This window comes from Aquimarina sp. AWH4_224, assembly GCF_056160245.1.
This window is the reverse complement of the sequence record NZ_JBSWWU010000007.1, coordinates 323,527-335,007: the sequence shown is the minus strand read 5'-3', so window position 1 is coordinate 335,007 and position 11,481 is coordinate 323,527. Positions and strand designations below refer to the sequence as shown.

General features: G+C 31.2%; 15 protein-coding genes and 1 tRNA gene. 14 read left to right on the top strand and 2 right to left on the bottom strand.

The annotated features are described in order from the left end of the window. The first annotated feature begins 8 nt into the window (after window positions 1-8). From ACXAGJ_RS15555 to ACXAGJ_RS15500, 12 genes are all read left to right on the top strand, one after another. On the top strand, window positions 9-776 hold the full coding sequence (locus ACXAGJ_RS15555) for a hypothetical protein (protein WP_474841061.1): 768 nt from the start codon (window positions 9-11) through the stop codon (window positions 774-776). Window positions 777-872: 96 nt separating this feature from the next. Continuing rightward, window positions 873-1,709, top strand: coding sequence for a trypsin-like peptidase domain-containing protein (locus ACXAGJ_RS15550; protein WP_474841060.1), 837 nt, complete (start codon window positions 873-875; stop codon window positions 1,707-1,709). 158 nt (window positions 1,710-1,867) lie between these two features. Next, a complete protein-coding gene (locus tag ACXAGJ_RS15545; RefSeq protein WP_474841059.1) occupies window positions 1,868-3,193 on the top strand; it encodes an ATP-binding protein in 1,326 nt (441 codons plus the stop codon). A gap of 52 nt (window positions 3,194-3,245) precedes the next feature. Further along, window positions 3,246-3,614: a hypothetical protein gene (locus tag ACXAGJ_RS15540; protein ID WP_474841058.1), complete on the top strand. Its 369-nt coding sequence runs from the start codon at window positions 3,246-3,248 to the stop codon at window positions 3,612-3,614. Window positions 3,615-3,635: 21 nt separating this feature from the next. After that, entirely contained in the window at window positions 3,636-3,926 is a 291-nt protein-coding gene (locus tag ACXAGJ_RS15535; RefSeq protein ID WP_474841057.1) for a hypothetical protein, read from the top strand. A 123-nt stretch (window positions 3,927-4,049) separates the two neighbouring features. After that, complete coding sequence (locus ACXAGJ_RS15530) at window positions 4,050-4,949, top strand: hypothetical protein (RefSeq protein ID WP_474841056.1); 900 nt, start codon at window positions 4,050-4,052, stop codon at window positions 4,947-4,949. 37 nt (window positions 4,950-4,986) lie between these two features. Then, the gene (locus tag ACXAGJ_RS15525; RefSeq protein ID WP_474841055.1) at window positions 4,987-5,385 is read left to right on the top strand and encodes a GIY-YIG nuclease family protein; all 399 of its coding nucleotides are present in this window, start codon (window positions 4,987-4,989) and stop codon (window positions 5,383-5,385) included. Window positions 5,386-5,512: 127 nt separating this feature from the next. Next, a complete protein-coding gene (locus ACXAGJ_RS15520; RefSeq protein WP_474841054.1) occupies window positions 5,513-5,926 on the top strand; it encodes a DUF3157 family protein in 414 nt (137 codons plus the stop codon). Window positions 5,927-6,199: 273 nt separating this feature from the next. Beyond that, window positions 6,200-6,742 (top strand): hypothetical protein, encoded by a 543-nt coding sequence (locus tag ACXAGJ_RS15515; RefSeq protein ID WP_474841053.1) that lies wholly within the window; start codon window positions 6,200-6,202, stop codon window positions 6,740-6,742. A gap of 39 nt (window positions 6,743-6,781) precedes the next feature. Next, window positions 6,782-7,786 (top strand): hypothetical protein, encoded by a 1,005-nt coding sequence (locus ACXAGJ_RS15510; protein ID WP_474841052.1) that lies wholly within the window; start codon window positions 6,782-6,784, stop codon window positions 7,784-7,786. A 71-nt stretch (window positions 7,787-7,857) separates the two neighbouring features. Then, window positions 7,858-8,280, top strand: coding sequence for a hypothetical protein (locus ACXAGJ_RS15505; protein WP_474841051.1), 423 nt, complete (start codon window positions 7,858-7,860; stop codon window positions 8,278-8,280). A gap of 42 nt (window positions 8,281-8,322) precedes the next feature. Beyond that, window positions 8,323-8,589 (top strand): hypothetical protein, encoded by a 267-nt coding sequence (locus ACXAGJ_RS15500; RefSeq protein WP_474841050.1) that lies wholly within the window; start codon window positions 8,323-8,325, stop codon window positions 8,587-8,589. Window positions 8,590-8,826: 237 nt separating this feature from the next. Here ACXAGJ_RS15500 and ACXAGJ_RS15495 read toward each other — a convergent pair. Together ACXAGJ_RS15495 and rseP are read right to left on the bottom strand one after the other, a co-directional pair. Further along, window positions 8,827-8,900 (bottom strand) — tRNA-Asn (locus tag ACXAGJ_RS15495). Window positions 8,901-8,991: 91 nt separating this feature from the next. After that, window positions 8,992-10,314, bottom strand: a complete 1,323-nt coding sequence (gene rseP, locus ACXAGJ_RS15490) for an RIP metalloprotease RseP (protein WP_474841049.1) — start codon at window positions 10,312-10,314, stop codon at window positions 8,992-8,994. A gap of 156 nt (window positions 10,315-10,470) precedes the next feature. Between rseP and ACXAGJ_RS15485 the strand changes: the two genes are divergently transcribed. Both ACXAGJ_RS15485 and ACXAGJ_RS15480 read left to right on the top strand, forming a co-directional pair. Beyond that, window positions 10,471-11,148: an SCO family protein gene (locus ACXAGJ_RS15485; RefSeq protein WP_474841096.1), complete on the top strand. Its 678-nt coding sequence runs from the start codon at window positions 10,471-10,473 to the stop codon at window positions 11,146-11,148. Window positions 11,149-11,241: 93 nt separating this feature from the next. Beyond that, window positions 11,242-11,469, top strand: coding sequence for a FeoA family protein (locus ACXAGJ_RS15480; RefSeq protein WP_073320079.1), 228 nt, complete (start codon window positions 11,242-11,244; stop codon window positions 11,467-11,469). The last annotated feature ends 12 nt before the right edge of the window (window positions 11,470-11,481 follow it).

Genomic DNA, 11,481 nt, shown 5'->3' with positions numbered 1-11,481 from the left:
ATGAAGTAATGATTTGTAAACTTTGTAAGAATAATGAGGCTAATAAAAAAAACTCTCATATAATACCTAAGTTTTTAGGTAAAAGATTGTTTGAGGGTAATAGTCCGAGATATTCATTGCAAATTGATAGAAAAGGAAAAACTAGGCAATTACAGGACACTCCGAAAGAAGATTATATCTTTTGCGAAAATTGTGAGAAACGTATATCTATTCTTGAAACCTTCTTTGCTAGAAAAATTATTTCCATTAATGATTATGGCAATAGAGCTAATGATTTTGATATTATTCAATCTGACCAGGATTTAATATTGAAGTGTAAAAGAATTGCTCCTTTGGCCAATAAGCTTTTCTTTTATTCTATACTTTGGAGGGTTTCCATTTCGCAACTACCAATTTATAAAAGTTTTAAATTGCCAAATGAGATTGAAGTCCAGTTCAGTTCTTTTCTGAATAACCAATTAAAACCTAATCATAAAGAATTAATTAAATCATTTAATACTCCAGTTCATACGCCTAAATATCATTTTATAATTTTCAAACCTATAGTTAAAAACCAATTTAGTCGTGGGGTGTTTACACCCTTTCAGGCTTCAGAGGATTTGTATGTAATATTTACCCCGGATATGGCAATATATTTATATACCAAAGAAGAAACAGTAAGTATGAAATTAAAAGAGTTCACAAATTATCAAGATGATGAAGTTTTTGTTAGCCTTTGTAGTATCGAACAATGGAAAAAAATCAATCAATTTGTGGTTACTAAACTATTAAATTAAAGTTTAAATAAACGATAATTTGAAATTTTAAATAAAAACACAAGGAATATAAAGGACCTGTCCTTTGTTTCATTGTTAGCTATAAGAAGTATAGAAATGAGTAAAGTTCATGAAAATTCCTTAAGATCTGTTAGAATTGAAGTTCTTGCTGAAAACACCAAAGCTCATTTAACTTGGGGTTCAGGATTTATATGCAGAGTAAATAACAAGTTCTATTTAGTTACTAACTGGCATATGGTATCTGGTAAAAACTTCCAAACAAATCAAACACTCCATAAATCTGGTGCGATTCCTGGATTCTTTAATATAAAAATGGTTATTGCAGCAAATAAAAATGAATCAACACTAATCCCGTTGAAATGTGAAATAAATAATTTGGAATTGTATGATTCAAAAATAGAAAACGAGGAAAAGGTATATACGGATAAACCTTTGTGGTTAGAACATCCAACTCTTGGTAGCAGAATAGATGTAGCTGTACTAGAAATAACAAAAAAAATTGAAGCAGTTTCTAAATTAGATGTAATTGCATTTGATTTAACTAAAGAGCTAGAAAAGGAACAAAATTTAAATGTAATGGATGATGTTTTTATAGTTGGTTATCCATTACCAGCAAATACGACTCCTAACGAATTCCCTATTTATAAAGGTGCAACCATAGCATCTGAACCTAATTTGTTTGGGGAACTACCCCTGTTCTATGTAGATGGAAAAACAAAAACTGGTATGTCAGGCTCGCCAGTAATAAAACGTAATAAGCTTGAGATATTTACTACTTCTGGAACTTTGAATTGGAGTGATGGTAGAATTGATTTGATTGGTGTTTATTCTGGAAGAGAAAGACAAGAAACCGATGAATATCAAGCTGAGTTAGGAATCGTTTGGAAATATGAAGAGTGTCTAATGCCAATAATAAAAGAAGCCGGTAGCTAATATTTAATGTATGACATATGTTTTCTTCGGAAAGAAAACACAAGATACACGAGAAGTTAAAAATTTAATAAAATGATAACTTGAAGTTTTAATATATACATAAAAAATACCAATAAAATAAAAGACAAGTTCTTTATTCATTTGTTACCAATAGTTATATGAAAAAAAAATATTTTAAAATAACAGAGGTTTTTACTCCTAGCCAACCTGCAAATTACACTTTCGTAGAAAGAGAATTTGTGAACAAGAGATTAAAACGAGTATTGTCGACTCCTGGTAAACAAATAATAATTTATGGTCATTCAGGAGTTGGAAAAACAACCTTACTAAGAAAAAAATTAAAAGAAGAGAAATTAAATTATATAACAACCAGATGCATGTCTGGTATGACCTTAACTGATATAATTGTTGATGCTTTTAATCAACTTGAGACCTATTATTTACCGCAGAAAGAAATAAATAAAGGAGAAAAAATAGGAGGAGGATTAAGCGCATCATATTTTGGTATTAAAGCATCATTAACAGCGGAGTTATCTGAAAGTAAAAAGCAAATAGCTAAAAGAGTAGTTGATTTACCTATCTCCCCTCAAACACTGGCTAAATTTTTAGGTATGTCAAAATGTGGCTGGGTTTTGGAAGACTATCATAAAATTAAAACCGAAGACAAAACATTATTATCTCAAATTATGAAAGTCTTTATGGATAATTCTGTAGACTTTCCTCAACTAAAAATAATTGCTCTGGGAGCGGTTAATTCAGCTCGCGAGGTAATACAGTACGATTCTGAAATGAAAAGTAGAATCTCAGAAATTGAAGTGCCTCTTATGTCTGATAGTCAATTAATGCAAATTCTTTCTTTAGGAGAAAAATTATTAAAAATTGAAATACCTGAATATATTAAAAAAAGAGTAGTTGAATATTCAAATGGACTACCTGCAATAACACATCAACTCGCACTTTTATCATGTGAAGAAAATCAAATCCAAGAAACTATTAAGCCATATTCGAATAAAAGTAATAAGATCAATTTAAATACTTTTGATAGAGTTATAAGAGAATATCTAGAAGAAAATTCAGATACATATAAATCTATTTTTGAGAAAGCCACTAAAATTACTAATAAAAGAAAATACGAAAACCCAGATGATCTTTTAAAAATAATGCTATTGTTTCCAAAGAAGGAAATTCCTTTTTATAAAATCAAGGATAAGTTAAAAATAAAGGACAAAAAGTACAAGGGTAATAATCTAAAAAAATATCTTGATGAGCTGACGACATCTGAAAGAGCAGAAATTATTAGGTTCAACAAAAATTCTAATTCATACTATTTTAATAATCCTTTTATAAGAGCTTATTGTCAATGTGCATTGAGAGAAGACTTAAAAAAAGATATGAATGAGACTTTATTAATTCAAGATATAAATAATCTTGTCTTGAGAGAACTAGAAATTGCCAGAGATGCTTTTATGGAAGATTATGAATAAAGTTATTTGTTGTCAAAAGTGTATTAACATGTACTAAGAGTTCAATAAAACGATGATTGAAAAAGGAATCCAAACACTATTTGCACTAGGGTTTAAAGATACTATAGATATAATAGGAGATTACAATAGAGGTTGCAAGATATATTATTACAATATGAGTAGAAGTGAATATGTAATTTTTACCATTTTCAATGAAAACAAAACGAAGGATTTACAAGGCTTTGATTCCTGGATTAGTATTTATAAAGATTCTTCTCAAATAGGGGTAATTCCAGCCATTAATCGAAAAACGCTTAAATTTAATTTTGACTTTGCAGACGATTTGAGTCTACTAAGACAATATATACCAATTCTAAAATCACCACCTAAGTATTCCACATCTGGATTATCTTTAAGGTCTATAAAGAAAAAGTTCAAATAAACGATCAGAAAAGAATAAATAATGAAACAAAGCTTTCAATTTTTCCGACTTGAATTCAATAGGTTAACTGAACAAATTTTAGGAATTAAAAACACTTCTTTTTACAATGACGAATCCGTAAAAGAAACTCTTAAAAATTGCATTGTTAAAGGTAAGTTAGATGATATCTTAGAACTTAGTAATATTCATTACACTGATGGAAGTCTTGGAGAAAATTCCTTTATCCATTTTACATTATCTAAAAAAGATGGCATTAGTGATGGAAAGTTTTTAAAAGGCATTAAATTATTCAATCTTAAAAGCAAAATCTAAATAAACGATCAACTGTTGATACGTTCAAGCAGCTATATTTTATATATTTATAATATCTACCAGTGGATATATAATTACCTTATTTACAATTGTTTGACAACATGATAATGAAATAAAATCGACATGGCTAGAAAAGTATATTACAGTAAACCACTGAAGTATTTTTGGCAACATTTCTATGGAACTCAAAAAAAGTTGACTCCGAATTTTACAGATGATCAAATATTCGCTGTTCTTCGGCAAAATATTTTAGGTGCTCCTATGAAAACCTTCGAAAGTAATGATTCGAGACAAATTATAGTATCAGGATTAGAACTGTGGAGAGACGATTCGAAAGGAGAACTTTTGCATATTTTCTTTATTGATAAACAATTGCGGGACTTTCTCGAGACTACCTCATTGTCAGATTTAGAAGGCGTAAAAAAATTTCTCTACGAAAAAGGTGAAAGCAGAGATATCTTTCATTTATATTCAAAAACGAATAGTAATCATATTGTATATAGATTTGCATTGCATTTACCCTACGAATCAGATGGGTATGCCTTTTCTTTGAGTGTTGAGGAAGATGGAAGTTTGGAACTATACTTTTCATTAGGGGAAAATGGTGGTCGAATGTCGGATAAGTTCTATGCTGAAGTCAACAAGAAAGATGATGAAGAATCTCAAATCCAATCAAGAATGTTCCGACTCGCTATTAATACAATCGCTTATATAAATTGCTTCCCAGATTGTGTTGCCGATGGTGTTCCAAAGAATCTGTTGGAAAGAAGCGAAGATATGTCGGCAAGAAATTTTACATTAAAACTATCTGAAAAGGTCAGAGAAGACAAAAGTTCAAAGCATTCAAAAATACCGCATTTCAGAAAAGGATTTTTTAGAGTTCTCCGATCAGATTATTTTGTCAATAAAAGAGGGCAGGTTGTTTTCGTTTCTGAAACAATGGTTAAAGGAAAGGCTAAGACAGTTTCGACGTCACCAAAATTAGATGAATTTAGAGATAATCCAGATAGCACAGATTTATAATCCTTACGGAATAGTAACTTAAAAGTTCAATAAAACGATGAATTTTGAGGAAGATATAGATAAGATTACTCAAATAGCATTAGAAGAGTATAAAAATGCCCCTGTTAAGAATAGAACAAATGAAGATCGACTTAGTGCTAATGGAAATATATATTTTCTTCTTTCAGACAATCAATTAAAGTACATTGGTCAAAGGCAAGTAAAAGGCATAAAAACTAGACTTGACCAGCACTTGTTTGGTAAGTCTTTTTCGGTTGATGAAAACAATGTACAGAATGGTGCAGTTTCCAAATGGAATAGAGTGCGAGAAGAACTTGCCAAAGGCAAGAAAATAACATTTAAAACTATATTGATTGAACCCGATTCTTTGAGAACAACAATTGAATTGGAATTAATAATTAGGTTAAAACCTGAATGGAACATTCAGGGTAAGTAATTTTATAAAAGTTCAAATATACGATAAATGAGGATTTAATAAATAAAAACCCATAGAAGATAGGGGAAATGCCCTTTATCCCTTTGTTACAATCATTGTATTCACTCAAGCTCAAACTGAATAAATTATGAAAAAACTAATTTTTATAAATCTAATCTTGATTTCATCTTTGTCATTTGCTCAAACCATTATTGCAACAACTAAAGATGGAAAGAAAGTTCTTTTAAACGACGATAAAACTTGGGAATATCTAAATCCTGAAGCCAAGCCGACAAACACATGCGCCATTGAAGATGGGTATAAAGAACCTAAATGGAATAAAAGTGGTTCGTGGAAGAAAATGGGAACAAGAGTTGATGATTTAAAAAAACATATTTCAGTTGACTTGGGAGTAGACGAAAGGAAAATCATCCTTTTGCAACTTTCTGAACAACTTGGAAATGCAGTTTATGTTTTGTGCGTGGACGGAAAGAAAATGAAATATAGACGAACAGGTTCCGTATTTAGGAAAGACGGAGAAGATGTTTTAAAAATGGATTAAGCTAGATAACGCAGAAATGTTTTTCCTACAGATTAGTTAATAAAATTTCAAATAAACGATGAGAAAGACTAAAAAAGTGATTTGGGGAGTTAGTTCGGAAAACTATTCACTTCTTGTAAATATTCTGGATGAGGATATTGAAAAATATCCTCCTAAGCATAATTACGACGAAAATTGAAATCTTGAAAATATTTCCCTTTATATTGAAAAAGATCAATTAACTCATTTAAGAGAAGAATTAAAATTACATTTTTAATAAAGTTTAAATAAACGATGAGTAGAAAATGTCCTAAATGCGGTGGAGATAAAGAAGTAATTAACTTACAAACTTTTACAAAAAAAGACTTAAAACAGTTTAATAAAATTGAGGCACAAGGCTGGGTAATTAATTCTTCTATTATAATTGAAGGTTTAATTAACGATATAATTTTTATTTATTTTCAGCCTAGTAATTCTCAATTATTTATAACTCATGTTTTGAATAGTTCTATTATGCATTTTGGAGGTAAATTAAAAGTTTTACGCGGCATTTTAGGCGAAAATAATGATACTAACGATATTATTTCAAAACTTCAAAAATTAGGATCTATTAGAAATTCATTTGCACATGTTAATAATACTCAAATACTTAATTTAAGTTACAAGGAAAAAGCTTGGCACGAAGATGTTATGAATGTTATGAATGGTAAAGGTATTATTAAATCAAAAAACACATTTGAGTTTTTAACCGATTTTCTAAGTTTATATCAGGAAATGTACTCCACGCTGGAGGAAAAGCACCTTAAAATGAAAGAAGAATTATTAAAGTCTAGATAAACGATGAGATTCTATAAAGTAAATAAACTAAGACGATCTATGGAATTCTTTTTTCTTTATCTTTTTGCATCCATATTTATTTTCGGTTGTTCCAGGAATAAAGATCCATTTAAAGATATAGCATTGGGTGATGAGTCAAAAAATAATTTCATTAAGAAAATGAAGACTAATTATCAATTTGACAAATCTAAAAAATCATTAGATCCAAGAAAGGATACTTTGAGTTTCGATTTTACTTTTACGGATGAACAGGGTGATTTCCCCGTAGTAGTAAAAATTAACCCAAAATTTGGTTTTGGCAAATTAAGAAAAATTGAGATTCAATTTAATAATATAGATATATTAAATTTCGATGAAAATGATAGTATTCGATTATCTAAATCTAAAAGAATTACAGAATTATATAGCTTATGGTATGGTGTGCCAGATACGATAATTAGAGAAGTAAGTGACCTGTATACTCAACAAAAGATTAATAAACAATTTCTTTTCTGGAAAGTAAATAACGGTAGTATTACTATGAAGGATATCACGTTTGATTCTACTATGAATACTATGGTTACGTACGAAATGATCGGATACGAAAAAGAAATTGAAAGAATTGAAGACTCTATAATAGCGAATCAATTTCCTGATAATTTAGTTGAGATAAATCAAGGGCCATTTGTACATTGGAAGGACATATCTAAATACAAAAAGGAATTTATTATTGATGTGCATCATTATTATAGAAAAGATCCTTATGATCCTAGAGCAATAACCGCCTTAAGATATGATATAGTGATATCAGATCAATTTAATAAAACGTTATACATAGTTAATGATTTTACACACGAATTGAAGTTTCCAATAACCCAACACCAAACAGATTATATATATGATGGAAATCAGATAACAGCAAGAATGACATACGATATTCGAGATTTAAATTATAGAAAATTAGAGCAAGCACGAAAATATCGTAAACAGCATAAAATAAAGTTAAAGGTAATTCTTAAGTCTTTAGCTATGAGTGATGGTAGTATTGTTGAAGCTAATCTTTAAATTATTTGAGGATTAAATCTTGCATTAGGGTTATTAAAATTCTTCATTATTAACTAAAGTTCAATAAAACGATGAAAATAAATACAATAAATCCAGGGATTTATCAAATTGAGGTAGTGGTAAGGCAAATTGTCTATGGAAAGACAATGGTTGATAAACTTACGGGATGGGATGAAGTAGAGGCTACTACACTAAAATTAAGATGCAACGGATGCACTGTAATGGTATTCAAAAGCGACATGAAATTTTTTAAAGATATTTCTGTAGGTGATGGGTTTACAGCTATTGTGAAAGAATGGAAAGAAAAAGTGTACAATTTTAAAAAACTAGTTGAAGATGGAATTGTACATAAAAATCCCACCGGCTTTAGAGAAGAAGATAATGAAGTCGATTTTAATTCCTCAAGCCATTACGATGAGGATAATTGGTTGCGGAATGCTGCCGGGACTGATGACCCTGAAACTATGAATGATGTATATTGGAATTTAGATTAATGTTTATAAAATAGCAGATATACAAGAAAGTTTAATAAAAAGATGAATATCACAGAAAATCATATAAAACTATATAAAAAAGTAGGTGGAGATGTAGATCATTTACAACGTATAGGAACTTCAGAGGAGAAAAGTCTTCAAAATCAAGATGCCATTGTAACGATTGGAGAAATTGTTAAGGATTTGGAACTTGTTAAAAAAGGACTGGTGTCATTTGAGTATACTGAAAAACTAAATGCTAAATTGATGAGGTTATGCGATAATAAAGATGTGATTAATGGAATAAAACAATTAAAACCTTTTAGCTAGAAGTATCAGTGTTTTTTATAATTATTAATTGAATATACTAATATTGAATAAGCAAAATAGTTGAAACGACTATTCTATAATTTCAAAACACCATCTAATTCAAATTCTGATCAAATGAGATCATAATTATTCATATAAAACCTCGTAGTGCAAGCAAAATGCAAGCAAACTTTGATGAAAACACCCTAAAAACAAAAAAGAGTTACGATTATATTTCGTAACTCTTTGAGTGTTAAGCTCCCCCTCTTGGGCTCGAACCAAGGACCCTTTGATTAACAGTCAAATGCTCTAACCAACTGAGCTAAGGAGGAATTTATGTTTGCAAAGATACTTAGTATTTCTCTTTTGCGAGTGCAAATATATACTAATTTTTGATTCTCAAAAAGATTTTTTTAATTTTTATTATTTTCCTGTGATCGCTCTATAGATATCATTTCCGTTAGCAAATAATAATAAGGCGATAAGAATAATAAAACCAACAAGTTGGGCGTACTCCATAAATTTATCATTTGGTTTTCTTCCTGCAATAATTTCATACAGTAAAAACATCACATGTCCACCATCCAATGCAGGAATCGGTAAGATGTTCATAAAAGCCAAAATAATAGAAATAAAAGCGGTAGTACCCCAAAAGGCTTTCCAGTTCCAGGCATCTGGGAAAAGATTTCCTATGGCACCAAAACCACCTACCTGGCTAGCGCCTTTTTTGGTAAATACATATTTAAATTGTGCGATATAGTCATGCAGCGTCCAATATCCAAAATCAAAACCTGCAGAGATACTTTCGGTAAAGCTGTATTGTCTTTTCTGGATTTCAAAGTTTGCTTTAGGATATACCCCAACCACACCATCTTCGTTTGGAGTTACCATTACGGTTTGTTCTGCTCCGTTTCTTAGATAAGTTATCTTTAATGCCGAATTAGTAGTATCCGCTCTTTTCAATCGATTAAAATCGTTCCAATAGACCACGTTTTGATCATTTAGGCTTACGATGCGATCTCCTTTTAATAATCCTGCTTTATCTGCAGGAGTATCTGCTACTACACTATCCAATACAGGTTCAGCAATAGGGGAGAATGGGCGTAGTACTCCAGATTCAAACATCGTCGTTCCGATATCTTCAGGAATAGACAATGTTTCTTTTTGTCCATTTTGGTGCATTACGGTGATGTTTTCTACATCCCTCATAAACAGATAATGGTTGATTTGGATCACATCTTCCAGCGTTTCACCATTTACTTCCATCACACGATCCCCATCTTTAAATCCTAACTCTTTAAACGAATCCGCAACAGCAAACCCTTGTGGTAAGTCATCAAATCCTACATGGTTCGTACCCCATGTAAAAATGATGGCCATATAGATCAAAAATCCAAGGATGATATTTACAGTAACTCCCCCTAGCATAATGATCAATCGTTGCCAAGCCGGTTTGGATCGAAACTCCCAAGGTTGAGGTGGTCCAGCCATTTGCTCTTTGTCCATACTTTCATCGATCATCCCGGCAATCTTTACATAACCACCCAAAGGCAACCAACCGATACCATAAACGGTCTCACCAATTTTTTTCTTAAAGAGCGCAAATTTCACATCAAAAAAGAGGAAAAATTTCTCTACTCGGGTTTTAAATAATTTGGCAGGTATAAAATGCCCTAACTCGTGCAAAACGATTAGGATCGATAAACTCAGTAGTAACTGAATGGCTTTTACAAAAAATGGACTCATTAGGTCGTATTCAAAATTTAATCACGCAAAAGTAACCTTTTAAGAGGTATATAAAAAAAATCTACCCTCGATATCACCAGATTTAGTATTTTTTTAATGAAAAAGAAAACACAAATACAGGATAATCCTCGTATTTTTGCAGCCAGAAAAATGAGTATGCTTCAGTTTTTTTCAAAGTATAAGTTTTTTGCCGTAGTACTCTTCATACTATCTGCAATAATCATCAGTATCATTTATACCATTCTTAAACCCAAAAGAACGCTACAGGTATATGCACCAGAAATGGTAAATACCGAACTGGTTGATAGTACGGTGCAATATGTGCGCAAGTATCATAAGATCGCCGATTTCAAATTGACCAATCAAAACGGAAAAACCATTACTCAAGAGGATTACAAAGATCGTATTTATGTAGCTGATTTTTTCTTTACGACTTGCCAAACCATTTGCCCGATTATGACTGGGCATATGAAAGAGATTCAGGATCGACTTAAAGATGATCAGGAGGTATTGTTACTATCCCACAGTGTCACTCCCAAAATTGACAGCGTAGCTCGATTAAAAAAATATGCTATAGAAAAGGGAGTAGACGACAGCAAATGGAATCTGGTAACAGGAGACAAAAAACAGATTTATGATCTGGCCCGCAAATCCTATCTGGCAGCCAAATCAGATGGCGATGGTGGCCCCTATGATATGGTACATACCGAGAACTTTGTATTAGTAGATAAAAAGAAACGCATACGAGGGTTTTATGATGGTACCAATCCTGAAGAAATTGATCGCTTGATTGAAGATATTAAAGTATTAAAGCAAGAAAACCCCTCAGAATAGGCCACTTTCTCCCTTTTATTTTGAAGAATTTAGCATTTGCACTAGGTTTTTTTCCGTACTTTTGCCTAGTTTAAAATTAATCTAAATAAGCTTTTGAAGACTACTATTGCCCATCTTAAGAAAGGTCAGCGAGCCTTGATTAAGGAGATTCCCACCGATGTGATACCGTTAAAATTATTAGAAATGGGATGTCTTCCGGGTAACGAGGTACAGTTACTACAAACAGCTCCTTTTAGTTGTCCAATGTATCTCAATATCAATGGCAGCCATCTTGCAATCCGTAGAGAAGTGGCAGCAGAAATCGAAGTTCAAATTTTATAAAGGTAGTTTCTT